This window comes from Aggregatimonas sangjinii (assembly GCF_005943945.1).
GTDB lineage: Bacteria > Bacteroidota > Bacteroidia > Flavobacteriales > Flavobacteriaceae > Pelagihabitans > Pelagihabitans sangjinii.
Genome location: NZ_CP040710.1, coordinates 3127656 through 3152078 on the forward strand (window position 1 = coordinate 3127656; position 24423 = coordinate 3152078).

The 24423-nt window shown below is 43.0% G+C and carries 23 protein-coding genes; 10 read left to right on the forward strand and 13 right to left on the reverse strand.

The window, feature by feature from the left end:
* Positions 1 to 429 precede the first annotated feature (429 nt).
* The gene (locus FGM00_RS13025) at positions 430 to 1635 is read left to right on the forward strand and encodes an NAD(P)-dependent oxidoreductase (protein ID WP_138853332.1); all 1206 of its coding nucleotides are present in this window, start codon (positions 430 to 432) and stop codon (positions 1633 to 1635) included.
* A 405-nt stretch (positions 1636 to 2040) separates the two neighbouring features.
* On the opposite strand, the gene FGM00_RS13030 is transcribed toward FGM00_RS13025, so the two are convergent.
* Both FGM00_RS13030 and FGM00_RS13035 read right to left on the reverse strand, forming a co-directional pair.
* Positions 2041 to 3156, reverse strand: a complete 1116-nt coding sequence (locus FGM00_RS13030) for an Sb-PDE family phosphodiesterase (protein ID WP_138853333.1) — start codon at positions 3154 to 3156, stop codon at positions 2041 to 2043.
* 143 nt (positions 3157 to 3299) lie between these two features.
* Positions 3300 to 4220, reverse strand: coding sequence for a phospholipase A (locus FGM00_RS13035; RefSeq protein WP_175416225.1), 921 nt, complete (start codon positions 4218 to 4220; stop codon positions 3300 to 3302).
* 88 nt (positions 4221 to 4308) lie between these two features.
* Here FGM00_RS13035 and FGM00_RS13040 point away from each other — a divergent pair, with 88 nt between their 5' ends.
* Entirely contained in the window at positions 4309 to 4680 is a 372-nt protein-coding gene (locus FGM00_RS13040) for a DUF1801 domain-containing protein (RefSeq protein WP_138853334.1), read from the forward strand.
* A gap of 264 nt (positions 4681 to 4944) precedes the next feature.
* Here the strand turns inward: FGM00_RS13040 and FGM00_RS13045 are convergent, their stop codons facing one another.
* The 7 genes from FGM00_RS13045 to FGM00_RS13075 all read right to left on the reverse strand — a co-directional run bounded on the left by FGM00_RS13045 (position 4945) and on the right by FGM00_RS13075 (position 13593).
* A complete protein-coding gene (locus FGM00_RS13045; protein WP_138853335.1) occupies positions 4945 to 5727 on the reverse strand; it encodes an aldose epimerase family protein in 783 nt (260 codons plus the stop codon).
* A 163-nt stretch (positions 5728 to 5890) separates the two neighbouring features.
* A complete protein-coding gene (locus FGM00_RS13050) occupies positions 5891 to 7276 on the reverse strand; it encodes a CotH kinase family protein (RefSeq protein ID WP_138853336.1) in 1386 nt (461 codons plus the stop codon).
* Between the two features lie 1078 nt (positions 7277 to 8354).
* Positions 8355 to 9743, reverse strand: a complete 1389-nt coding sequence (locus tag FGM00_RS13055) for a CotH kinase family protein (protein WP_138853337.1) — start codon at positions 9741 to 9743, stop codon at positions 8355 to 8357.
* 27 nt (positions 9744 to 9770) lie between these two features.
* Positions 9771 to 10751: a PLP-dependent cysteine synthase family protein gene (locus FGM00_RS13060; protein WP_138853338.1), complete on the reverse strand. Its 981-nt coding sequence runs from the start codon at positions 10749 to 10751 to the stop codon at positions 9771 to 9773.
* Positions 10752 to 10922: 171 nt separating this feature from the next.
* Positions 10923 to 11762 (reverse strand): tetratricopeptide repeat protein, encoded by an 840-nt coding sequence (locus FGM00_RS13065; RefSeq protein ID WP_138853339.1) that lies wholly within the window; start codon positions 11760 to 11762, stop codon positions 10923 to 10925.
* Positions 11759 to 12292 (reverse strand): hypothetical protein, encoded by a 534-nt coding sequence (locus tag FGM00_RS13070; RefSeq protein WP_138853340.1) that lies wholly within the window; start codon positions 12290 to 12292, stop codon positions 11759 to 11761. The genes FGM00_RS13065 and FGM00_RS13070 overlap by 4 nt, the downstream gene beginning before the upstream one ends.
* Positions 12293 to 12351: 59 nt before the next feature.
* Positions 12352 to 13593 carry an ABC transporter permease gene (locus FGM00_RS13075; protein WP_138853341.1) on the reverse strand — a complete coding sequence of 414 codons (1242 nt, stop codon included), beginning with the start codon at positions 13591 to 13593 and terminating at the stop codon, positions 12352 to 12354.
* A gap of 3 nt (positions 13594 to 13596) precedes the next feature.
* Here FGM00_RS13075 and FGM00_RS13080 point away from each other — a divergent pair, with 3 nt between their 5' ends.
* Together FGM00_RS13080 and FGM00_RS13085 are read left to right on the forward strand one after the other, a co-directional pair.
* The gene (locus FGM00_RS13080) at positions 13597 to 14868 is read left to right on the forward strand and encodes an exo-beta-N-acetylmuramidase NamZ family protein (RefSeq protein WP_138853342.1); all 1272 of its coding nucleotides are present in this window, start codon (positions 13597 to 13599) and stop codon (positions 14866 to 14868) included.
* Between the two features lie 276 nt (positions 14869 to 15144).
* Positions 15145 to 15708: a DinB family protein gene (locus FGM00_RS13085; protein WP_138853343.1), complete on the forward strand. Its 564-nt coding sequence runs from the start codon at positions 15145 to 15147 to the stop codon at positions 15706 to 15708.
* Positions 15709 to 15886: 178 nt separating this feature from the next.
* Here FGM00_RS13085 and FGM00_RS13090 read toward each other — a convergent pair whose 3' ends face one another.
* Positions 15887 to 16720 (reverse strand): sterol desaturase family protein, encoded by an 834-nt coding sequence (locus FGM00_RS13090; RefSeq protein WP_138853344.1) that lies wholly within the window; start codon positions 16718 to 16720, stop codon positions 15887 to 15889.
* A gap of 135 nt (positions 16721 to 16855) precedes the next feature.
* The gene (locus FGM00_RS13095) at positions 16856 to 17353 is read right to left on the reverse strand and encodes a YkgJ family cysteine cluster protein (RefSeq protein WP_138853345.1); all 498 of its coding nucleotides are present in this window, start codon (positions 17351 to 17353) and stop codon (positions 16856 to 16858) included.
* A 97-nt stretch (positions 17354 to 17450) separates the two neighbouring features.
* Here FGM00_RS13095 and FGM00_RS13100 point away from each other — a divergent pair, with 97 nt between their 5' ends.
* The 3 genes from FGM00_RS13100 (at position 17451) to FGM00_RS13110 (ending at position 19570) form a co-directional block, all read left to right on the forward strand.
* Positions 17451 to 18179: a class I SAM-dependent methyltransferase gene (locus FGM00_RS13100; protein WP_138853346.1), complete on the forward strand. Its 729-nt coding sequence runs from the start codon at positions 17451 to 17453 to the stop codon at positions 18177 to 18179.
* Positions 18180 to 18226: 47 nt separating this feature from the next.
* Positions 18227 to 19099, forward strand: coding sequence for a hypothetical protein (locus FGM00_RS13105; RefSeq protein ID WP_138853347.1), 873 nt, complete (start codon positions 18227 to 18229; stop codon positions 19097 to 19099).
* 87 nt (positions 19100 to 19186) lie between these two features.
* Positions 19187 to 19570 (forward strand): DUF7079 family protein, encoded by a 384-nt coding sequence (locus tag FGM00_RS13110; RefSeq protein WP_138853348.1) that lies wholly within the window; start codon positions 19187 to 19189, stop codon positions 19568 to 19570.
* 138 nt (positions 19571 to 19708) lie between these two features.
* On the opposite strand, the gene FGM00_RS13115 is transcribed toward FGM00_RS13110, so the two are convergent.
* Positions 19709 to 20341, reverse strand: coding sequence for a 7-carboxy-7-deazaguanine synthase QueE (locus tag FGM00_RS13115; RefSeq protein ID WP_138853349.1), 633 nt, complete (start codon positions 20339 to 20341; stop codon positions 19709 to 19711).
* Between the two features lie 254 nt (positions 20342 to 20595).
* Here FGM00_RS13115 and FGM00_RS13120 point away from each other — a divergent pair, with 254 nt between their 5' ends.
* Both FGM00_RS13120 and FGM00_RS13125 read left to right on the forward strand, forming a co-directional pair.
* Positions 20596 to 22107 (forward strand): helicase HerA-like domain-containing protein, encoded by a 1512-nt coding sequence (locus FGM00_RS13120; RefSeq protein WP_138853350.1) that lies wholly within the window; start codon positions 20596 to 20598, stop codon positions 22105 to 22107.
* A 63-nt stretch (positions 22108 to 22170) separates the two neighbouring features.
* Complete coding sequence (locus FGM00_RS13125) at positions 22171 to 22722, forward strand: hypothetical protein (protein ID WP_138853351.1); 552 nt, start codon at positions 22171 to 22173, stop codon at positions 22720 to 22722.
* A 56-nt stretch (positions 22723 to 22778) separates the two neighbouring features.
* On the opposite strand, the gene FGM00_RS13130 is transcribed toward FGM00_RS13125, so the two are convergent.
* Positions 22779 to 23204 carry a winged helix-turn-helix transcriptional regulator gene (locus FGM00_RS13130; protein WP_138853352.1) on the reverse strand — a complete coding sequence of 142 codons (426 nt, stop codon included), beginning with the start codon at positions 23202 to 23204 and terminating at the stop codon, positions 22779 to 22781.
* A gap of 357 nt (positions 23205 to 23561) precedes the next feature.
* On the opposite strand from FGM00_RS13130, the gene FGM00_RS13135 reads away from it, so the two are divergent.
* Complete coding sequence (locus tag FGM00_RS13135; protein WP_138853353.1) at positions 23562 to 24401, forward strand: alpha/beta fold hydrolase; 840 nt, start codon at positions 23562 to 23564, stop codon at positions 24399 to 24401.
* Positions 24402 to 24423: the final 22 nt, after the last annotated feature.

A 24423-nucleotide genomic window follows, 5' to 3' on the forward strand; every position in this document is an offset into this window, starting at 1 on the left:
GGACCTCTACTCTGTCCCTAAAGGTATGGAGTTCGTTTCCCAATGATTTTTTTCAAAGAACTATCATTCTGGGCGTTCCGGTACACCTTGGCCGAAGCTTCGGTGCACCCGTCGGGCTTTCGGCAGTACACGCCTGCCCGTACCTAACGGCACGTTCGTGCGGGGTACTTGCCTCTATCCCTAACGCGGCTGCAAAGCTAACAAAAACTTGCGAACCGTCGCAGAACCCAGTACATTTATGGCAAATAGTATGCCGTGTTGAAAGTTGGCAGTAGACGGTAGCAGTTGGCAGTTTTGGCTTCCAGGTTCCAAGAGTCTAAAAGCCAAGAAAATAAACTAATAAACACCTAAACCCATAAACTCATAGATACCTAACCATAACCCAATAACCCAATAACAAACTAACCCACTAACATAACAACAAACCAAATGAAATTCGGAATCATCCGCGAACGTAAAAATCCACCGGACAGGCGCGTCGTCCTCTCCCCGGAAGCCTGCCAAAAAGTCCTTTCCAGCCATCCCAAGGCAGAAATTATCGTCGAACCCTCTCCCATTCGGGTGTTTGCCGATGCCGAATATAAAGAGGCAGGAATTCAAGTCGCCAACAAAATGAAGGAATGCGACGTCCTCTTAGGCGTCAAGGAAGTACCCATTCGTTCGCTTATCCCCAATAAAAAATACTTCTTCTTTTCGCATACCATCAAAAAACAGCCCTACAACCGGAAGTTGTTGCGGGCCATCCTCGAAAAGAACATCGAACTCTACGACCATGAAGTCATTACCAACGAAAAAGAACAACGCCTGGTCGCCTTTGGCCGTTATGCGGGGATTGTCGGCGCATACAACGGATTTCGCGCATACGGACTCAAATTCGGACTGTTTCAATTACCAAAGGCCGAAACCCTGGCCGACCAACAGGCGTTAATCCAAGAACTTAAAAAAATAAAACTTCCCAACATCAAAATCCTCTTGACCGGGCGCGGGCGCGTCGGGAACGGGTCCCGCGAAATGCTCGATGCCATGGGCATTCGAAAAGTAAATGTTACCGAGTACTTGGATCAAGATTTCAACGAACCCGTATATTGTCAAATCGATGCCTCGGAATACAACAAACGCAAAGATGGGACACGGGGCAATAAAGCCGATTTCTTTGCAAATCCGCAGGAGTACAAATCTAACTTTTTCCGCTTTGCCAAGGTCACCGATTTTTATATCGCCGGGCATTTTTACGGGCAGGGAGCGCCCTATTTGTATACCCGAGACGATGCCAAACACCCGGAGTTCAACATCAAGGTCGTCGCCGATGTCAGCTGCGATATCGATGGACCGGTAGCCACTACCATTCGCCCTTCCACCATCGCCGAACCGATTTATGGCTATAATCCCAAGACCGAACAAGAGGTCAACTTTAAAAACAAGTCGGCTATAGCCGTAATGGCGGTCGATAATCTGCCTTGCGAATTGCCGCGAGATGCCAGCGTCGGATTTGGCGAAGCTTTTCTGAAAAACGTAATTCCCGCCTTTTTCAACGGCGACAAAGACGGACTCCTAGAACGCGCACGCATGACGCAAAATGGGAAATTGACGAAACGCTATGCCTATCTGCAGGATTATGTGGATGGGAAGGAATGAGGTTTGAGGTACGAGGTACGAGATATTAGATACGAAATTAGAAGTTTGGAGTTGGAAGTCCGAAGTCGGAAGTCGGAAGCTGGAAGTGGGATGTGGGATGTGGGATGTGGGATGTGGGAAGTTGGAAGTTGGAAGTTGGGAAAATATGAAATTGGGATGAGCTTCGATGGATGTATTGAGTGAGGAGGGGAGCTCAGAAAGTGTTCCCAGTTCAAGTAGTGGAAAAAGTTTGGGACTTCTACTTTGGTTTTTAAAAAAATGGACACAGTTCCAACCGAATTGGTCGTTCGTCCCCTCTTCTCTTGTCTCTTGTCTCTTGACTCCTGACTATTAACCCATAACTCTGAACTCTGAACAAACCAATAACAGTAAAAACCAATCCGAACCACGCAACACCCTCTCCCCCTACTCCACCACTATATTCCATTCCACAATCGGCTGCTCCTTCGGTGCGGTAAACGCTCCCAATGCCTTTAACTTCAAATCGATATTTGATACTTTTTCAAGGGTTTTTATTTGTAAGGTTTCCGTTTGTCCGGCTGCAATGGTAAAAATCGGAGGTTTGCTGTAAAAAGTATATGACATGGCATTTTCAAAGAGCAAATCGCTGCTCGATACATTTTCCAATTCTACGCGTAAGACCAGGGTATCCATTTCATAAGCGACCGCATTGACCTTTATACATTGCTCCAGCAAAGGTTTGAGGTACTCTGCCTTTCCCACCAGCAAATCGTTATAAACGGCAACGGTACGTCCGGCAAATAAGGCTTCCTTGAGACTTTCCAACGTTTTATCCTTGGCAAAGACCAAGGTTATCGGTCGGTGATTCCCTTTTTCGGTATAGTCCCAATCTATGAGTCCGTGTACATCGCTGGTACCCATTATCGTCAGGTTTTGTTCCAAGGCCAGCGCAAGACTTTCTTCGGCATAGTCCATTGAATTGATGACCTCAATGCCGTGCAGTTCACCGTTTGCAATCCGTTTCTTTTGAAAATCGCTTAGAATGGGATTCCCGGTCGGACTCTGTCGATACCAGGCCGGATGGTTCCAAAACACAAAGGCGCCCTGTTTTTTGGCCGCGGTAAAGGCTTTTTCCGCCTCGCTTTCCATGAGCGTATTGGCGTCCGTAATAAAAATGGCATTGCTATGGCCTACTGGTGCCGATCTGGTAATCTCCGAACCAGGTACGATAAGTAGCTCGTGCTCCGCCGCTTCCGCTAAGGCAAGATCAAACGCCCGATTTCGGTCCGGATGCGGGATATCTTCAGAATGGGGTTGGTATTCCAAATGTTCCGTCAGCGAAATCGCATCCAAATCTTCGCGTAAGGCCTCTTGAACACGAATAGTGGGCCAGACGTTGCCATCCGAAAAAACGGAATGCATGTGCAAATCGGTTTTCAAGGTCACATAGCCCTCGATATTCGGATACGTCATTGCCGACGCTCCGGTATGGCTGTGTTCTTGACCAATCATAAAGGCAAATGTGAAAAGCGTAAGTAGTAGGGAAGTCGATTTTTTCATCTTGGTAGTGATTAAGCTACCTAAAGTACTGAAAAAATGACAATGGCACTTGTCGGAGGTAGTTTCAGGATCGAGCATCAAATTGAAGGTTAATCATCTGGTCTAACTGGACATACTAAAAAACATCAGGATAGAAGGTAATTTCAATTGATCAAAGAGACTCCTATACCGATAGTCGTTTGCCGGTGGTTGTAGTCGATCAAGGTTTCGCCGTAGCCGTCAAAAAATTGGATGTGCCCGCTAAAGTTTTTTACTATCGGGAACGACCAATCGAGCTGAACGCTTCCCTTGCTCTTATCGCCAAAACGCAGCGAGTGCCGTACCGTCGCCCGGAAACGCTGTCCCCCCAAGTCATAAATGACAGAGGCCTCGCCCCTACCGATAAAATCCATGATATCCTCGTTATCGTCCTTTCCGGCAGGAATCCTGAACCACGGCCGGAGCATTACTTGCCAATCGCCATTTTCAAAACCGGCATGAAAAACCATCCGGTTCCAACTTCGGGAAAGGGGTTCGGACCTCCCGTTCGATTCGTGTACGAAAGCGGCACCGAGCATTCTTCCCGTCCATCCCAAAAAGGAATACCTCACAGGAAAATTAACGATGATTTCAGGCTCGTAGTTCAATTCCCGAAATGGTCTGGAAAGCGCATCATTATAAATTTGCCAATGTGCCCGTTGCGTATAGGCCGCCCACAAATCTCCCTTTCCCCAAAACACATTGTGAAAGATTTTGGTCTTCAGGCTTATCTGAAACTTCGATTCCAAGGTGTTCAGTCCGATTGGTTCGGGAAGCATAGCCTCGCTACGCTCGCTGATCGGATTTTTATTGGTATCCGAAGAGTACTTTGCGATGGTAAAATAGATGGGCTTGTACGACGAGATAAGAAAAGTACCACTTTGATGCGCTTCGTCCAGCTCCCATAATTCGGAGAGGCTCTTACTATTCTCAAAAATATAATCGTTTACATTCCCATCTTGGGCACTCAGAAAGCCCACACCGGATAGTACCATCAACAAGTTGATTAGGTGCTTCCATCGGGCAAATACTACATTTTCTGGCATTGAGGGCTGTTTTGAAATACGTGTGCAAAAATATATATTTGAATGGCACTGGCGAACTACATGCCCCTATTTCAGAAACCGTATTTTTATGAATCCGGCCGAAAACTACATTCTCAACCAACCTGAACCCTTTCGTAGCATACTCCTACACCTGCAATCGGTCATCGAACTCACCGTACCCGGCGTTGACCTCAAATACAAATACCGTATTCCCTTTTACTACATCGACGGACGACCATTTTGCTATCTGAACCAATCGCAGGACTATGTAGATATAGGGTTTTGGAATGCCGCCCACCTCAGCGTGCATTTGGAACTGATGCATACCAAAGGGCGGAAAGTAATGAAATCGCTACGCTACAAGAGCCTGGAAGAAGTAAACAACGATATTTTAATCGCGGTGTTGAACGATGCCTATGCCGTAAGGGACAAAAAGTTTTACAACGGTAATAATTCCTAATCGTTCCGTTTTCCCGAAATATGCGCTATGGTCTAGAGGATTGCCTAGCAATCGTTTTCGGACTTTCATTTGCAATCCGTCTGGGTAGGGGCCCATTGGCCCAACGGCAGCAGAATCCAAGCCGGTCTACCATTCAGCGGTTACACTCTCGGGTGTATAGAACTGCTGTACATATGGAATGGAATTATTGAGCTGGTCTTGTACTTTCATTGAAAAGCTGGTGCGATCAATGCCGCGCTCAAGGTTATTTCTAGGCGATAGCACTTAATTAGGCGTAGTAGAAAGAATAACTTTGAATTCTACCGGCGCTTCCTTTGTAAATTGAAACCCTTCATGCAAATTCGTCTGGGGCACAGCATACGGATAAAAAGTTATCGGTTCTATGCAGAGCATATTGGGGACTTCCGTCCAAAGCATAAAATGCCCGAAGCCTTCTGTTCGTATCTGCAATTCCCCTACGTCTTTTAGTATGATTTTCTCACAATTAGCAACTTGGTATGCGCGGCTCCCCACAGCAAGAATCTCGTCTAAAGTGATGGTTTTTTTATTAGCGACTACCACCGGGTTGTCGCTATGCAATTTGAAAGCGGGATGGTACCCTAACATAAAGGGACTGTCCCGAGGCGCGGCAATGTGAAATCCGATTTCCAGTCCTTCATCCGTTAATTGATACCGCTTCGAAAATGCAAAATCATACGGCCAAAAAAGCATTTCTTTAGACGACTTATCGGGATATTTCGAATTCGCTATTCTGGTATTGGCTATATATCTTTTAATGAACAAAGCTTTCACCGCGGTATGGGAGACCAAATCATATTTCATTTCCCGAAGTAATCCGTGTTGGTCCTGAATCGCTACGTCTCTAGGAGTCTGTACTTGGTATCCCGCATCTGCCGTAGGCCCGATGATAGGAAACATTTCGGTGTCGGAATTACGCCATCCGGGACTCCCTTTTTGGTGGATATATTCGTGATCATCAACCTTATAAGCAGTTAATTCGCCGGAAATTACTGTTGCTTCGGCCCGTCCATATTTAAGAGTAACCATGATATATAAATCGATAAATAAATTCGAGATGTAACATAAAACTGAAAATCGACCTTACAAGTTTTCTATATTACTGGACTACTAATCTAGGAATTACTTAAACGAAAAAAAACACCCATATATGAAAAATCCCTGACCTTAGAGTTCTCAAAATTTAAGGTATCTACAAGCTATTGATTTCTCCATCCATCCACAGAAGTCTTTGATCAATCCAATTAATCATATGTATAATTTCTTCGTTATAAGTTGTCCTAGGCTGAAGCCCTGGCCATACCACGACATCTAGAATGGGCCATCGCTCGAAATTTTTGTCTATGGTCTTACCTGATCGCATCTGTTCAATGTAAGAATCAATACGGTTTTCCAATTGACTAAATGATAATAAATTCGAGCGCAAAATTCCCCAACGATTCTTTAGTTTACTTACATATCGTGGATCCTGCAACAAACGTTTCCACCAAAATGGCACTTTTAAGGTTGCAGAAGCGTTTTGCTCATTAAATTTATAACACCATTTGTCGAAGCTATTACCGTTACCGAAAGACAAATTAAAATCCCATATGGGTCCAGCAGTTAATTTACCACCTTTGTCTTTATGTAAAAAAGTACTGATTCTAAAAGCATCCGTATTGCCAGAAAATTCATTTAAAAGAAAGAAATCGATAAAACTATCGGTATCGATATACGCCTCATATCCTACCTCTAAATCTGTAAAATTTTCAGAAGCTAAAACTCGTTCAAATTCTAAAAAATAATTTTTGATATAATCTCTCTGCTCTTGAACAATATCTTCCGGATCTGGATACTCGTATAAAAATTTCGTTTTGTCACCAGATATCGAGGCGTTCGATTCAAAAGAATTACTAACGGTATAACCTTCAAGAGATTTATCAATCTTAATGATATAGCCGCCGGTGAGATCATCTCCCATAATCTCATCCGGGTTTAACTTACTAATGTCTATTCTATTTTTATCCCGCTTTAATTTTTCCATTAAAACATACAAACCAGCGTACGAACCATTCATGTTAAGTTCGACCAGCCTAGATCTACTGGCATAGACTCCCATATCCCTTGCTAAATTGTAAATCAAATGGTTGCGCAAAAGCGTCTTATCAATATACGGCCCGTACAAAATCCAATCTTCTTCTTCGGGAAAATCCAAAAAACTAACATCTAAGTCCTGATTGGAGGCATCCCTAGTCTCGAATAAGTATGATTTTTTTGGAAAATCTTGTGATGAAGAACCACGTAATTCAATGGCAATATTGCCTTCAAGCATTATCTTTTCGTCGACGACTATGCTGATATTTCCATCGATTTTTGGTTCATCTACTATTTGCACACCATTCGTATTGATCGAAACAATTGGAAGTGGGAGAAGAACATTTTCTTCCCCAATTTCAGGTTCTTGCCCCAAGTCAGTAGTACTATCTTCCAACTCCTTTTCCGATAAATCAGAATTTGAACAAGAAGTTATTGATAAAAAACAGCTAATCAAGACTAAAATTGCTCTTAAAGCTCTATTTCCGTATTTTATATTATTCATGCAACTTTTTTTATCCTAAATATACTCGAATGCACTCCCTTTGTTTATCGGAATAAAAGAAATTTTTAACTGTCGAAGGACGGTACGGTGAAATAGAGCTACCAAAGAAAATGATGGCTGAAAGATTTTGGAAAACAATTTTAGTTCGAATATATTGAAAATATTAACTTTTACAACAATAATATAGCTGAAACGTGAAGTCGTCTGTTCGCTTTGAAATGTCTTAATCACCTTAAAAGCAACATCTAACCACGACGGTCTTTTCTCCAGCTATTTTCCTAGATAGTTCACTTCTTTGTCCTAGGTAATACAACAAAATAATTCGGCCATAAAGAAAAACCAAAATCGACCGTCGCTTTACATAATTACTTGCGGTTTCGCTTAACTTGATTGTTTCGATGCATTCTCAATTTTGATTTGGATAGCCGTATTTGAAAGTAAATCAGCGCGTAAAAACATTCCACCGTTGTACAAGTTCAATTACATATTATAGATTCTTTAATAAACTACCCCTTCAAGAGATATATGAAAAGGGTTTCCACCCGAAGTTTTTTAAATTTATACGCTTACAATTTGGTTTCTAAGCCTCCACAGTTATTCACGCTACCGGGAGCCAAATTTAAATGCCAGACGAGACCGCCCATTAATTCGTCATTTTATCATTATGGTTGTACGGCTAATGTAATATCCTTTTACCTTGCTCGACAATTCATTCAGCAAATTGAAATCAATAATGCTATCAGCATTAATTTATGTAAAGTAATACTCTTCGGCCTCAGTGAAATTCTCAGATACCAACGCTTTTTGAAATCCAAAAGGTATGAAGTACTATAATCTCTTTGCATCTCGCGGATAGCTGACGGACCTATCTAAATTTCAAATAAGTCTTCATGCTGATGATAAAACCAAATTATAAGATATATAGAGTATCTACCCTCGTGGCCTTTGAAGCGCGTTCAGACTGAGGATAATTGCCAGAATGTTCTGTACACCATTATTCTAGTAGACGGCGTATTTGAAAATCGTAGTGACCGAATTACATTTTCTAGTAAGTATAGTCCTCTAGCTAAACTGTCGTTTATAAGGCACTGATTTCAGTATCCAACCAGGATAGTCTATTCTCTATCCAACTTCTAAGATAATTCACTTCCTCGATATAGTTGTTACCGACAAAATTATTGGGCCAGATGTAAATACCTAAAACATCCCAGCGCTTGAAGTTATTCTCAATGGCTTTCGTTTCTTGCATCAAGGCAACATAAGAATCGATTTTTTCCTGAATCTCGTTATTGGAAAGAACACCGCCCCGAAGCGTATTCCATCGTTCCTTTAGTTTTGCGACATAGGCCGGGTCCTGCAGCAATCGGTCCCACCAAAAAGGTACTTGCCAAAAATCGTCAGGGCAACGCTCGTTAAATCGATACGCCCAAACATTGACTTCTCCTCCGCTGCAATAGTCGGCATTTCCGAAAGCGAGATTGAAATCCCAGATGGGACCCGCCTTCAACTTTTCACCCTTATCCTTATGCAAAAAAGTACTTAGTCGATACCCGTCTACATTGTTGGATAGTTCATTTAATATGAAAAAATCGATAAAACTATCTACATCAATATAATTGGCATAACCAGATACGGGATCGGCAAAAAAAGCGGAAGCCAAGGCACTTTCGAAACTGGCGATATAGTCCTGAATATAGGTTCGGTGTTCAGGAACGATATCGGAGGCATCCGGGTAATCGAAAAGAAACCGAATACTTTGGTTTTGATTGGAACCGATCGGCGGCACATTCGATACAAATGAATTCTGGAGCGAGTAGCCCCCGCTATCGGAACCTTCGGCCTTATCTATTTTAATAATATATCCTCCTGTGAGCTCCTCCCCTTCGATGTCCTCGGGGTTTAGTTTGCTAATGTCGATTCGACCCTTGTCCCGCTTTAGTTTTTCCATGAAAACGTATAGACCGGCAAAGCTACCGTTTAGGGTAAGCTCTACCAATTCGGTCCGGCTCGCATAGTGGCCCATATCCCGCGCCAAATTGTAAATCAAATGATTTCTAACCAATGATTTATCGCTATACGGTCCGTTGAGTATCCAGTCTTCTTCCTCTGGATAGGACAGTAGCGAGACGTCCAAATCGGCGTTGGCGGCATCTCGGGTCTCAAAGCCGTACTGCTGTTTTTCAAAAAAGGCTTGGGAAGATGCCCCTCGTTTTTCGATGGCTATATTTCCTTCATACAGTACTCCTGTGGAATCGGAAAGCGTTAGCCGCCCATCTACTTTGGGCTCATCAACGATTTCGGCGTTCGTGCTTATGGTAAATAGCGGCAGGGTTGTAGTCCCCGTCCTATCGATGACCTCATCATCAATGCGCGGCCCATCATCCTTTTTACAGGTCAACACTGTGGCAACCAAAAAAATTAAAAGGCAAGCCCTAATGAAGAAGTTTGTAGCGTAGCGACGGGTCATTTGCAATTTTTTATCCAAGATACAAAACTATTCCAAATAGCCTTTTTCACGCATCCAATCGTCGTTGAACATCTTGCCCACATAACGGCTACCGTGGTCATGAAATAGGACAACGACCACATCTTCTTTGGAAAAATGCTCTTTTAACTGCAGCAGGCCTTTAATGGCAGCCCCAGCTGAATTCCCCAAGAACATAGCTTCTTCCTTGGCCAGGCGTTGTGTATATATGGCGGCATCCTTATCGGTCACTTTCGTGAACCCATCGATAATCTCGAAACGTACATTCTTCGGCAAGATATCTTCTCCGATACCTTCGGTCACATACGGATAGATTTCATTCTCATCGAAAATACCTGTTTCGTGATATTTTTTAAAAACGGAGCCATAGGTGTCTACCCCCCAAACCTTAACATCGGGGTTTTTCATTTTGAGATACGAACCCACACCAGAAATCGTACCCCCCGTACCTACACCGACGACGAAGTGAGTTATCTTACCATCGGTCTGTTCCCAAATTTCAGGACCGGTACTTAAAAAGTGTGCGCGGCAGTTAGACGGGTTATCGTATTGGTTGACGTACCATGAGCTCGGGATTTCCTTGGCCAAACGCTTGGCGGTGGAATAGTAGCTTCTCGGATCTTCGGGAGCTACATCGGTCGGGCATACATGTACCTCGCTACCCATAGCCCGTAGGATATCCATCTTTTCCTTGGACTGTTTATCACTCAAAACGCATATGAGTTTATAACCTTTAACAGTCGCTGCCAGGGCCAGGCCCATTCCGGTATTGCCAGAGGTACCTTCGATAATCGTATACCCTGGCTTAAGAATTCCCGCGGCTTCGGCATCCTCGACAATTTGAAGCGCCATACGATCCTTTACCGAGTTTCCTGGGTTAAAGGTCTCGTATTTTGCCAATACCAAACAGGGTAATTCGGCGGTGAGCTTGTTCATCTTAATCAAGGGCGTTTTCCCTATCGTTTCGAGTATGTTCGCTGCGTAGTCCATTAGTGCAAAACTATTGATTTGAGATGGACTTTAGGATATTCCACCGCCAAAAGTTTTAGGTGTTCGTAGGATTTTTGGTAGTCACCAAATGGTTGATGCCTTTGATAGGTAGTTACAACCGATATGAGCAGATTAATTTTCCTAGAATCACAACCGCATTATCAGACTTTTTTAATGATTTATTGGAGTACCCCCGAAGCTATCATCTTGCATTTCGGCCTCTATATCGCTTAAAAACACCCTATCCATCTGATGTGTATACGGATCGAACATATGACGGCTATTTTGATATAAATCATGTGATTCCTGAAGATGTCTTCTATAGCTAGGGATATCATTCAATGCTTTATACGCCATTGCCATGTAAAATTCATTATCAGCCAATGTGTTTTCTTTTTTCTGAATCTTAAAGGCTTCAATTGCCCTATCATATTTTTGGCTTTCAAGGTAAAGTACACCGAGATGTAAATAATCGTACAGGCCAACATAATGATCTTCTAGCTTTAATTGTTGCTCAATTATCTCAATTGCCTTTGCCTTATGACCTAAACCTTTGTAACAAAGGGCCTTTGCAATAATTAAGTGGTAATCTCCATTTTGACCAACGCCAATATCCCACTTGGAAATTTCTTCCAAACGTTCAATATCGGCAATAGCACCCTTGTAATCCCTAAAAAATTGATAGCGACACCAGCCCCTATACCCCAAATGCTGAACCTCGTTGTACTTGATTGCCTTACCTAATAATTTATTCCATGTTACGAAATCCCCACTTTTCAAATACGCATATCCTTTTGCCTGATAAGCATAGGCATAAGAAGAATCTATTTTCAGTGCTTCGTCTAATATCTCTTGGTATTCTCTAGTGAACTGATAGTAGTTTTGTGACTCTTCGGCCTTTTTACATGCGCTATAAAGCGACATTTTACCATCATATTTGTAAGCCTCGCAATTTGGTTGGGCCAATGATAGTATTGGTAATAATAGGTATATCGCTATAACGTATTTCATGGTAAAATTTCGATTATACGTCCATTTTCTATCTTGAAAATAAGATACATGTAGTAGTCTAAGGAAGTACCATTTTTAGAAATCGTTTCCCATCCGTCCAGCTCTTCGACCAATGTCAGCAACTGATTTACAATAACTTGGTCAAACTTTTTTGGCTCATAGCTGAAGTCCGACGATAAAACGCTATACCTACCTGATTCTCCCTTGCAATTTATGATAAATCTAATTCGTATATACCCGTTTTGATAGTCACTCCCCGCGATAGGTTTGAAGTTGTTCTTGATTTTTGAAACCAATGCGGGTTTTTCGCCCTTGTATTTGAACCCGTCTCCTGTGTTGAAATATTGAAAAATATGCTTCTCCTCATTACAAACTTTAAAATCTGAGGCATCCAAAATCGAATCTGGGGATATATCGCCTACAAATCGTGTGTACTCCGGTTGCAAATCATTTTTATTTTCCGATTGACAACTTATCGAAGTTATAAATATAAGGCTCACTATTGAAATCAGTGAAATTACTTTCGTCATAACACCTATATGTTTTATAAAATATTCTAAAAAACTATTTTGAAACATCCGAAGACGGCTTACTCAAACTCAATTGCCTTGACCGGCGAAATCTTGGTAATGATATGCGAGGGAATCAACAACATCAAAAGGCAGAGTACCATCACCCCGATATTCAGCAATACAACGGTCAGCACATCAAGATGCACTGGAATGTAATCGATATAATATTCCTCAGGATTCGGGAAAGTTGCCCAACGGAACTTCTGTTGCAGGAGTAGTATTCCTAAACCGATCAAATTACCCCAAAAAAGCCCGATGCCGATCAAATAGGCTGCATTGTATAAAAATACTTTTCGAATACTCCAGTTGGCGGACCCCAAAGCTTTGAGAATACCAATCATGGGAGTGCGCTCCAGAATAAGCACTAATAGGGCGGTGATCATATTAATGCCCCCGACGATAATCATAATACCAATGATCAGCGCAATATTGAAATCGAAAAGTCGAATCCATTCGAAAATTTGAAAATAACCTTGCTTCAGGCTTTTAGTATCTAAGTTGGATAAGGTTTTCCCATAAATTTCCTCGCTCTTCGCATCAACGTCGTCAAAGTCGTTCAGGAAGACCTCAAAATTGCCTACTTCAGTGGCCTTCCATTTGTTCATGCGCTGAATATGCCGAATATCGCAAAACAGGTACTTGCCATCCAACTCCTCAAAGCCGCTGTCGTAAATTCCAACGACCATGAATTTGCGTTGATTGGGTTGGTTCAACGGGTCTGTCTCCTTCGGAAAAATCGCAAAAAAGTCATCCCCAACCTTTAAACCAAGCCGGTTAGCCATTAAAGCGGACAACAACACCTCTTCATTAAGTGCACCGGTATAATCGGGTAAACGGCCCGCCACCAAATATTCTTCGAATGCATCCCATACATAATCGGGCCCTACCCCCTTTGCGATAAAACCTTCAAAAGTTTCCTTGGTGCGGATGATACCTCCTTTACTAGCTACCGCCTGTACATGGGAAATTCCGTCCACATCCTTAAATTCCGGATAGAAATCCTGAACAGTGCTGACCGGCGTTACCGAGACTTCGGAAGTATTGTTGTCGTAATTGGAAATTTGGATGTGCCCGTTGAATGCAGCGATCTTTTCCCTGATCTTCATCTTAAGACCGACCCCTGTCGAGAGCGCGATCAACATCATGATAATGCTCAGGGCGATCGCGGCGATCGCTATTTTTATAATTGGGGCGGAAACGCTAATTTTGTCCTCCTTGCCCGTAATCAGTCGCTTGGCGATGTAAAATTCAAAATTCAATCTATGGGGTTTCTGTCCATGTTCAAAAGTACATTTTTATTGTGGGTTTTATGGATGTCGGCATGCGGAAACCAACCAAAAGGTCAGACCGTACTAAACGAAACGGTTCCAAGCGCCGTTCCAATCGATTCCGTAAAGCCGATTACCGTGGCGGCCAACCGTACGGCTGAATACTTGCCCTTGTTAGAAGGGAAAAGAGTGGGGGTGGTGGCCAATCAGACCAGTGTAATCTTTAAAAATATAAATGAAAATGCGAGCGATGAAAATAACATCGGCTATACCCATTTAATCGATTCACTGTTGGCCCTGCAAATCGACATTAAAAAAGTGTTCGCCCCGGAACACGGATTTCGTGGGAAGTTCGACGCAGGTGAAAAAGTGAAAGATGACGTGGATACCAAAACGGGGCTGGCGCTCATTTCCCTTCATGGTAAAAACAGAAAACCCACCGCATCCCAACTACAGGATGTAGATATGGTACTTTTTGATATTCAGGATGTGGGCGTGCGCTTCTACACCTATATTGCCACCCTGCAATTGGTGATGGAAGCTTGTGCGGAAAACAATATTCCTATCATCGTGTTGGACCGCCCCAACCCGAATGCCCGTTATGTTGATGGCCCGACTATGGAACCCGAGCATACGAGCTTTTTGGGCATGACCGAAATCCCATTGGTGTACGGGATGACCATAGGCGAATACGCTACCATGATCAATGAAGAAGGATGGTTGTCGGAAAAAGGCAAGGCCGATTTAACCGTCATTCCTTTAGCGCATTGGGACCATAAAAGCCACTATAGTCTTCCGATACGCCCTTCGCCCAATTTACCCAATGATCTGGCCATAAATTTGTATCCCAGCCTTGGTCTTTTTGAAGGAACGGATATCAATGCCGGACGGGGTACGGAATTCCAATTTCAACGGTACGGGGCTCCTTTTTTAAACAAAGAGAACTATGTATTCGAATATATCCCTAAACCCAATTTCGGGTCGAAATACCCCAAACACGATGGTGTTGTCTGCTACGGGAAAGATCTTTCGGAATTTCCCGCGATAAGCGAAGTTTCGCTGCAATGGCTTTTGGATGCCTACCGGAATGCAACCGATAAAAAAAGGGTTTTTTTGACCGAAGGATTCACCAAACACGCGGGTACCGAAAAATTACAGCAGCAAATTGAAGCTGGGCTGTCGGAAGCCGAAATCAAGGCCTCTTGGCAGGCGGGTATCGACCGTTTTAAACAAATTCGGGAGAAGTATTTGTTATATCCTGAGTGATTTTACAGCCTCGGAAAAGTATGGGCATCCTTTCGCTGAATCTTGAATACTCCCTAGCGCACACTAATCATGTCCTTTAAAATTCGCCCGTTAGAGAGGATTCCCCACCAGACATGACGATTCTGAACATTACGTTAAAATCTGCCTTTTGGGAAAGAATCCTAAAAAAAATCGATAATATCGATAACAGCTGATGAAGAGGGCGTGCAATGGCTACTGTTATTGCGTTTATAAAAACGTTTTCAACTTGTCTTCTTTCACTTTAACAATATTCTTATGAATTCTCTAAAGAAAAACGCAGTGTTTGTGACTTTTTGTTTCTCGCTTTTAGCGATGAACGCACAGTATGAAATGAAACCGGTTGAGGGATATTCCCCTCAAATAGGATTAATGGTTTATATGCTCGAGGACCTCAAGAGTAGGATAACCGCCGAGGTAAAGGATTTAGACCAAGCACAAACCGATTTTGTTTTCGACAAGGATGCGAACAGCATCGGGTCGCTTCTAATGCATTTGGTGTCCACAGAAGCATATTTTCAAATAGAAACATTGGAAGAACGGCAATGGTCGGATGAGGAAAAAGCGCGTTTCGGAATTGGTGCCGGACTGAACGAGGAGTCAAAAGAAAAGTTGAAAGGGAAACCCATACAGCATTACTTGGATTTATGGGAGGAGGTTCGGGAGAAAACCCTAGCCGGACTCAAAACAAAAGATGATGCCTGGTTTGCTTCCAACGTAGACGAAGATATGAACTACCATTGGGCGTGGTATCATGTTATGGAGCACTCGGCCAATCATATGGGACAAATCGCTTTGGTAAAAAATAGACTCGACAAATAGCCAATAACGGTATATCGAACGGACGGGTTGAAATCGAACCAAGGGTGCCACCCTAGTGCATGAAAGAAAAGGTCGAGAAAATTATAGCGCGCGTTTACGGAAACTCTCAAAAGTAGCTTAAGGTTATCAAATCAGACCACAGCCCTCAACTTTAAAGCTACTTCTTCCGAAATGCATATTATTCCGAGGCGGTCGTCGGCTTCCGATATTTATGAAATGGCTGTTTGAGGAGGACTTGAATTTTCCCATTCTCCGTTTCGTCGAAAAAAGTATCGACACCGTACACAATTTTGTCACGATCATACTCCATATACGTGCCGCAGAGTCTGTCCCACAGGGAAAAGATATTGCCATAATTAGAGTCAGTGTAGGGCAGTTTGTAATGGTGGTGTACTTTATGCATATCAGGAGAAACGAGAATATAGCTAATGGCCTTGTCCAACTTTCGTGGCAATTTGATATTGGCATGGTTAAATTGCGAAAGCACCAACGATAGCGACTGATACAACATGACCACTCCCATGGGCGCGCCCACAAGAAACACCCCGACCAAGGTAAAGGTATATCGGATCATACTTTCCAAAGGGTGGTGCCTATTGGCGGTGGTCGTATCGACATTGTGATCGGTATGGTGCACCAGATGCACCATCCATAAAGGTTTTATCTTATGTTCGGTTAAATGGGCAAGGTAGGCCCCAATAAAGTCTAGTAATAACAGACCGATGATCACATAGGCCCACAACGGCATTTCGGGCAACCAATTGATAATACCGAAATTATTGGCGGCGGTCCAATCCGATGTTTTCAATAGCACAAATGCCAACGGTAAATTCACCAAAATCGTAGTGGCGGTAAAAAAGAGGTTGGGCATGGCATGCTTCCACTTTTTGTAGTTGAAACTGACCAAAGGTAATATTCCTTCCAAGAGCCAGAAAAAAGTTATCCCCCCGACCAGTAGAATCGAACGGTGTAAGGAAGGTATGTTTTCGAAGTAGTTTAACAGCGTTTCCATGGGAATAAAGATACGAATTAAAAAAGCAGTGAGCAGTTCGCGGTGGACGGCGAATTGGGCAACTTTAATTCGGTACACAACTGTTCACAGCGCATTTAAAACTCAGAACTACATACTGCGACTGCGAACCGCAAACTATTTCACTCCCACACGTTTTTTCATCTCTTCGACAATACGGAAAGCGGCCGGACAAATCACGACATTCTTTAGCGTAAGATGACTTATTTGGTGAAACTTCTTTCGGTCGGTATGGGGGAACTCCCGGCATGCCTTGGGCCGAACATCGTAGATAGCACAATGATTATCCGCTCCCAAAAAAGCACAAGGTACTTCCTGTAGCACATAATCGTTCTCTTCGTCTAGCCGAAGATAAGTTTCAATAAAGCGCTGCGGTTTCAGCCGAAAGTGTTTCGCAATACGTTCGATATCGGCATTGGTAAAAAGCGGGCCTGTGGTCTTACAGCAGTTGGCACATTCCAGGCAATCGGTACGCTCGAACTCGGCATCGTGCAGCTCTTGCATGACATAATCTAAATTCTTGGGCGGCCTCTTTTTGAGCTTGGCAAAGAACTTTTTGTTTTCTATGTATTTTTCCTTGGCCCTTTCGGGGAGTTCACGCAAGCTATCGTCCATAGACTTTATTTAAAACATCGGCACAACGGTCGATGAAATGATTTTAATTTTATTTCTGAGGCAAAAATGCCACTTTTACAACCAAAGTAAAAATTGTATGGCTTCAGATGTATGGGGAAAGGCCCTTTTGGATTACCAACATGGAAAGTATACCGAAGACATCAAGACCTTCTCCTCGTTGGATGAAGATGATGTCATTCCCTTGCCTTATCTTTTTCGGGTTTTCGATGAAATGCCCGTGCTGGAACAAAAGGCCTTGAAATTATGTCGTGGTAACGTTTTGGATATTGGCGCAGGCTCCGGAAGCCACAGCCTCTACCTGCAAGAAAAAGGCCTCGAAGTTACTGCATTGGACGCTTCGAAGGGTGCCATCGCCACCTGCCGTTTGAGAGGTGTCGAAAATATCCGGCATACAACGATTGAGGCTTTTGAGGGAGAAAAATTCGATACACTTTTGTTGCTGATGAACGGTATCGGATTGGCGGGTTCGATAACCCATCTAGGTGATTTTCTTTCCGGTCTTACCAAACTGCTTCAACCCAGTGGGCAGATCTTGGTCGATAGCAGCGACATCATTTATATGTTCGAGGACGAGGAAAATAGCGGCAAAGGTTATAACGCATCGCTTGATACCTTTGAAAACTATTATGGCGAAGTTGAATTTACAATGAGCTACAAAGGGGAACAAAGTGCTCCTTTTTCTTGGTTGTACGCAGATTTCGATACCTTATCTCGAATAGCACAGGGACAAAATTTAGCTTGCGAATTGATATGTGAGGGCGAACATTACGACTATTTGGCAAGATTGGAAGTGTTACAGCACTAGTCGGCATGTTTTTTGCGTTATCTTGTAACACTTGAAAATGAGTAGCTATGAAAAATATCGGTTTCTTTTTGTTGACATTACTTCTTCTTGCGGCCACCAGTTGTAAAAAATCAGACGATTCCCCCACAGAGCAGCCTAGAAACGTCGACAAGTCGGCCAACCTACAGGCTACAGGATCATCTGCCAATGATATCCTATCGAACAACGAATTCGAAAATTTACTTATCGAAATCGCTTATGTGGAAGGCTTTAGACCTACCACAAGTGCCATGACCGACTTTGTCGACTATCTGAAACGACATACGTTTAAAGAAAATATTGAGGTTATTTATAGACCGCTCCCTTCCTCGGAAAAGGAGAGTCTCGAGCTGCAGGATATTGCAGATTTGGAAGCCGAGAACCGAACGGCATATAATGATGACGATACCTTGGCGATTTACATCTATTTCGCCGATGCACCATCCGATGAGGATGATGAGGAAGACGACTTGGTTACTCTTGGTGCGGTATATCGCAACACTTCAATGGTCATATATGAAAGTACCGTGCGAAGGCTAGCGTCATTTAGCAACCTGATATCTACGGCCGATGTAGAACTCTCGACTTTGAACCACGAATTCGGACATCTGTTCGGCTTGGTCAATATCGGTAGTGCCCCGGTTAACGACCATGAGGACAGCGAAGCGCTCAACCATTGCAATGTAGAAGGTTGCTTGATGCGTGCCGAGCTTCAATTTACCCGAAGTAGTGGAAAAAACGACCTTAGCTCGGTAGCCAAGGACGGCCTCAAAAGTAACTGCAACCTCAATGGCAAGAGCGTACTTCTTATGCTTGAAAATAATGCCGCCAAAGGCAATGTAGACATTCCACCTTTGGATGCGGAATGTATATTGGACCTCCGTGCGAATGGCGGGCGATAGGCCCTCGCTCTGCTTGATTATTGCGCCTATCGGGAGTATCAATATGGCGACATTCAAATTTATTCTGGTTTATAGCCGCATCTGTTTATGACTGAAGGCAGAAGTATCAAAAACAAACAACAACTTTGGATAGCCCTATCCGAACTGTATTTGGATACAGAATTGCAACCCGACTTCTTCGCAGAACTCGCCAAACGTATTTATGAGAGTCCGTTTTCCTACAAAGAAGTAAGGGAAATCGATAAAAAAGAGGTTTTTCCTGTACTTTACCAGAATGTGTTGAGCGTCGCGGGCGTCTGGGACGGATTTGACGAAGAATGGCTTATCACATCGATTGTAAAAAAGAACGCGAAACGTAATTTTCTAAGTCAAGGTTATCACGGTTTCCTATATTCCCGAATGCAACACATTTTTAAAGAAGAATGGAAACAGATTGAAATCTACCTTCATAAGTTACGATGCGAAGAATAAATCCGGCTGAATTTAGCGTTGCATGGCTAGCGGTTCCTATATGAAGCGAATGTCGGAGAGTAAAGACAAGGCTAGTTGCTTAATCCTTTAAAACGTACGCCAAAAATTGAATAGCCTTAGACTTGAAATTGAACTTCCTTACGGTATGTTCAAATACTTATGAGTCTGCAACGAAACCTTCCATTTGGGATTCTGCATCACATAATCAACGATGAGCGGTGTCACTTTTTCCCGAACGCTCCATTCGGGCTGGAGGTATAAAATACAATTCTCATTGGTCACAGCAGCTTGCTCCTCTGCGAATATAAAATCATGCTTGTTGTAGACAATGACTTTCAGCTCATGGGCTTCGTCATATATTTTACCTTCGGGTAATTTATTTTTTTTCGGAGACAGGCAAATCCAATCCCATAAACCAGAGAGTGTGTAAGCCCCGGACGTTTCGATATGGGTCTTTAGATTTTTTGCTTTTAAGGCTTGTGTCAAGGGTAACATATTCCATGTCAGCGGTTCCCCACCTGTTACCACGATGGTATCGGAATATTTCGCGGCATTCTCGACAATATGTTCAATGGCCGTAGGCGGATGGGTTTCCGCGTTCCAGCTTTCTTTTACATCACACCAATGGCAACCCACATCGCATCCACCTACGCGAATAAAATAGGCCGCGGTCCCCTTATGGAAGCCTTCTCCCTGAATGGTATAAAATTCCTCCATTAACGGAAGCATCGTACCTGCATCTACTTTGTCCAACGAAGTTGTTTTTAACATTCGGCAAAGATACGCCTCGTGCACTGTTAAATTCAAAATTACGGGCATCAAATTCCGATATGCGCAAAAATGTGCCTGGTGTTGACGAAAACAGCTCGTTTACAAGCAGATACTATCTAGTTTAGCGAAAAATTCAATTTTTTCATGTATGACCATTCCTTTAGATCAAATTCCGTGTTGCGCGCAACTAAACGCATAATCCTTGTTCTTAGAGACCTGGAAATTGACTATTTTTAGCGCTAAATTCCATTCCGATGAGCAGTAGTGAAGATTTTAAGAAGCATATTGAAAAAGGGTACACCACCAAAGGCGATTTTATAAACATGGGCGCCGCAATGCTTGATGGCGAAGCCGTTACCAATGCCTTCGTAAAAATACCGCTCAAAACACTGAACCGACACGGACTCATCGCCGGAGCCACGGGCACTGGAAAAACCAAGACCTTGCAAGTGCTTGCCGAAAATCTTTCCGATAAAGGAATACCGGTGTTGTTAATGGACTTAAAGGGAGACTTAAGTGGTATCGCACAACCGAGTCCGGGACACCCTAAAATCGATGAACGCCATTCAAAAATCGGATTTCCATTTGAAGCAAAAAGTTTTCCGGTCGAGATTCTTTCCCTTTCAGAGCAAGATGGCGTAAAATTACGCGCTACGGTTTCCGAGTTCGGACCGGTTTTATTATCACGAATCCTAGACCTTTCCGAAACCCAATCAGGTATCGTAGCGGTAGTCTTCAAATACTGCGATGATAACAAATTACCATTATTAGACCTTAAGGATTTTAAAAAAGTACTTCAATATGCGACAGGAACGGGCAAAGCCGAGTTTACCAAAAGCTACGGCCGTATCAGTACCAGCTCTACCGGTACCATTTTGCGGAAAATCATCGAATTGGAACAGCAGGGCGCGGACCTTTTTTTCGGTGAGAAATCTTTTGAAGTAGACGATTTAACGCGGGTAGACGATAAGGGGCGCGGGTATATCAACATCCTGCGCTTAACTGACATTCAAGATCGACCTAAGCTTTTTTCCACTTTCATGTTAAGCCTTCTTGCGGAAATCTACGATACCTTTCCGGAACAAGGTGACAGCGATAGACCGGAATTGATCTTGTTCCTAGATGAAGCGCATCTTATTTTTAACGAAGCTTCAAAGGCGCTGTTGGATCAAATCGAAAATATTGTAAAGCTAATTCGTTCCAAGGGCATCGGACTCTATTTCGTGACCCAAAACCCGACCGATGTGCCCAATGCGGTACTATCACAATTGGGACTTAAGGTACAGCATGCCCTTCGAGCATTTACCGCTAGGGACCGAAAAGCCATAAAATTGACTGCAGAAAACTACCCGGAATCCGAATTTTATGATACCAAGGAAGTGCTTACCTCATTGGGTATCGGGGAAGCCTTGATTTCGGCTTTGGATGAAAAAGGACGCCCGACCCCATTAGCAGCCACTTTGCTGAGAGCGCCCATGAGCCGTATGGATGTCCTAACTGACGACGAACTTGAGGATGTGATCGGCAACTCCAAACTCGTCAAAAAATACGGTGAGGTCATTGATCGCGAAAGTGCTTATGAAATGCTGAACGAAAAGATAGAAAAAGCCGAAGCCGTAGCAGCCAAAGAAAAAGAAAAAACAACATCCCGTAGAAAAACCTCCACAAGACGTAGAAGCACCGCTCAAAATCCGTTGATAAAGGTATTGACAAGTGCAACCTTTATTCGAGGGGCACTAGGTATCTTGACCAAAATCCTGCGCTAATCATGTGGGTTCTTATCCATTACCATCAAAATTACATTCAGCGTCAAAAAACCCAAACCAGCCATGAAAAAATACCTCATCATAATTTTTCTTTTCACCCTTTACCTACAGAGTTGTCAACAAGAGGTTGATACTACGTTTCTCATCACCAACGAAAAAGTAGGCATGCTCGATAAATCGAGCCTCGCGCGCGATGTTGAATTGATTTTCGCAAAAGATTCCGTCGTAAAGGATACAACTGCGCTCAACTTGGGAAATAAAGCGAAAAAACTCAAAATTTATGAAAAAGGCGGTCGGCATTTATTGACGCTTACCCCAAGTGCCGACAGTATTCCCCAAATCGAGAATGTTCGTTTCGAGGATCCGCGATTTACCACTGAAAAAGGAGTGAATATAAAAAGTACGTTCAAGGAAATCAAGGAGGCGTACACCATAAAAAAGGTAATTACCTCTACCAATAATGTCTTGTTATTGGTCAAGGAAAGTGATGTGTATTTCACCATTAGTAAAGAAGAATTGCCCAGTAGCCTGCGATACGCTTCCAGTAAAAATATTGATGCCGTGCAAATTCCGGACAAGGCCAAAATCAAATACATGATGTTGGGATGGAATTGAAATAGGATTCAAATTCCTCAATTTACAGTTACGAATAACTGTCGACGATATCAATATCAGCCTTTTTTAAAACGTTTCCGATTGTCGATAATTTGATCGCTATAGGTTGTGACCCATTCACTTAAATCAATCAATTTCAGTAGATACGAATGTCCGAATGTTGTCAGTTGATACTCCACCCGAATCGGTACTTCGGGATACATTTGTCTGGATAGGTATCCGTCAGCCTCCAAAATTTTTAACCGTTCGCTCAACACCTTGTTCGAGATACCGTACACTTTCTTTTTCAGTTGATTGAATCGTAATATCGGAAAATAGCCTAAGTATAGTATAATCAGTATGCTCCATTTATCGGATGCCAAAGCCATGACATCACGAATGGGACAATATTCCATTTCGCGCCGATCCATATGGCCGAACATTTTTTTCAATTTTTTTGCGACCCTAACCTTCTGATTTTCAGTAATAGTTTCCGTTTCCATACCTAATGTATCTTGGTTCACCTGCACGATAATCCTCAAAAATAGATTATTTTTGGTATGAATTAAAGAGTAGGTTACTAAAAGTAACTTTATTGAAGCAATTATCCAAACTCATCAGAACATTTGTACCTATCAGCACTTAGAATTGTGCTTTATCGATAAATGAAGGATAGCGGCTATAACATAAACATCACCGAATCGATGTGCCGTACGAAGGAAAGCGATATAACATAATTGGAATTTGGCCGAGCAAACCTTGGAAGAAAAGGAACCGGAAAACTACTGCTCGGTAGAATCATGTAAAGGAAATGTTGATGGCCAACGAAACGAATAACAAAAATTATCTTCGCAACCGAAATGAGAAAAATCCTCAATAAATTCATACCGATTGCCTACGGCGCCTATTTTAACGCTATGGTACACATCGCCCCGGAAAGAGTTGGCAAAAAGGGTTTCGATGTTTTCTGTACCGTACGCAAGGGTAAGGTGCTGCCCGCCCAAGCGCCCTTTCTCGATATTGCAAAAGATAAGATTCACGACATTGCCGATCATCACATTCAGGGCTATCGCTGGATAGGAAACGGCCCCACCGTACTGCTAGTACATGGTTGGGAGAGCAACGCATGGCGCTGGCATAAACTTATCGAGAGGTTGCAAAAGGCCGACTTTAATATTATCGCCTTCGACGCACCTGCACATGGGTACTCCTCCGGAAAACTTTTTAATGTTCCCCTTAACGCCAAGGTACTGGATTATATCATTCAGTTCTACAAACCACAGTATTTGGTCGGACATTCCGTCGGTGGAATGACCGCCTTGTTTCACGAATACCACTACCCCGGTTCCCACATCGAGAAAATAGTGACGATCGGTTCGCCCTCAGAGCTTCATGAAATCATGACATACTATCAATCTATTCTAGGCTTGAGTGAGAAAGTGATGCGGGCAGTAGATAATTATCTTTTTTCGGAGTTCGGCTTTTACATCCGAGAGGTTTCTACGGCGCGCTATGCCAAATCGAATACCAAAAAAGGATTGCTATTTCACGATCGTTCGGACAACATCGCTCCCTATCATGCCTCAGAAAGCGTGCATAGCGCGTGGAAAGGAAGTCGCCTTTATAGTACCGACGGTTTTGGCCACAGTATGCATCAAAATGAGGTGAACGACCAAATTACAGCATTTCTAACCAATTAACGACCTGATAGTATCATGCGAA

Coding starts and splice junctions, on each gene's coding strand:
- FGM00_RS13055 (WP_138853337.1), bottom strand. CDS start 9,743: ATGACCCGTCGCTACGCTACAAACTTCTTCATTAGGGCTTGCCTTTTA.
- FGM00_RS13045 (WP_138853335.1), bottom strand. CDS start 5,727: ATGGTTACTCTTAAATATGGACGGGCCGAAGCAACAGTAATTTCCGGC.
- FGM00_RS13115 (WP_138853349.1), bottom strand. CDS start 20,341: ATGTTAAAAACAACTTCGTTGGACAAAGTAGATGCAGGTACGATGCTT.
- FGM00_RS13095 (WP_138853345.1), bottom strand. CDS start 17,353: ATGGACGATAGCTTGCGTGAACTCCCCGAAAGGGCCAAGGAAAAATAC.
- FGM00_RS13125 (WP_138853351.1), top strand. CDS start 22,171: ATGAAAAAATACCTCATCATAATTTTTCTTTTCACCCTTTACCTACAG.
- FGM00_RS13135 (WP_138853353.1), top strand. CDS start 23,562: ATGAGAAAAATCCTCAATAAATTCATACCGATTGCCTACGGCGCCTAT.
- FGM00_RS13070 (WP_138853340.1), bottom strand. CDS start 12,292: ATGACGAAAGTAATTTCACTGATTTCAATAGTGAGCCTTATATTTATA.
- FGM00_RS13130 (WP_138853352.1), bottom strand. CDS start 23,204: ATGGAAACGGAAACTATTACTGAAAATCAGAAGGTTAGGGTCGCAAAA.
- FGM00_RS13120 (WP_138853350.1), top strand. CDS start 20,596: ATGAGCAGTAGTGAAGATTTTAAGAAGCATATTGAAAAAGGGTACACC.
- FGM00_RS13090 (WP_138853344.1), bottom strand. CDS start 16,720: ATGGAAACGCTGTTAAACTACTTCGAAAACATACCTTCCTTACACCGT.
- FGM00_RS13060 (WP_138853338.1), bottom strand. CDS start 10,751: ATGGACTACGCAGCGAACATACTCGAAACGATAGGGAAAACGCCCTTG.
- FGM00_RS13035 (WP_175416225.1), bottom strand. CDS start 4,220: ATGCCAGAAAATGTAGTATTTGCCCGATGGAAGCACCTAATCAACTTG.
- FGM00_RS13100 (WP_138853346.1), top strand. CDS start 17,451: ATGGCTTCAGATGTATGGGGAAAGGCCCTTTTGGATTACCAACATGGA.
- FGM00_RS13085 (WP_138853343.1), top strand. CDS start 15,145: ATGAATTCTCTAAAGAAAAACGCAGTGTTTGTGACTTTTTGTTTCTCG.
- FGM00_RS13030 (WP_138853333.1), bottom strand. CDS start 3,156: ATGAAAAAATCGACTTCCCTACTACTTACGCTTTTCACATTTGCCTTT.
- FGM00_RS13050 (WP_138853336.1), bottom strand. CDS start 7,276: ATGAATAATATAAAATACGGAAATAGAGCTTTAAGAGCAATTTTAGTC.
- FGM00_RS13080 (WP_138853342.1), top strand. CDS start 13,597: ATGGGGTTTCTGTCCATGTTCAAAAGTACATTTTTATTGTGGGTTTTA.
- FGM00_RS13040 (WP_138853334.1), top strand. CDS start 4,309: ATGAATCCGGCCGAAAACTACATTCTCAACCAACCTGAACCCTTTCGT.
- FGM00_RS13105 (WP_138853347.1), top strand. CDS start 18,227: ATGAAAAATATCGGTTTCTTTTTGTTGACATTACTTCTTCTTGCGGCC.
- FGM00_RS13110 (WP_138853348.1), top strand. CDS start 19,187: ATGACTGAAGGCAGAAGTATCAAAAACAAACAACAACTTTGGATAGCC.
- FGM00_RS13025 (WP_138853332.1), top strand. CDS start 430: ATGAAATTCGGAATCATCCGCGAACGTAAAAATCCACCGGACAGGCGC.
- FGM00_RS13065 (WP_138853339.1), bottom strand. CDS start 11,762: ATGAAATACGTTATAGCGATATACCTATTATTACCAATACTATCATTG.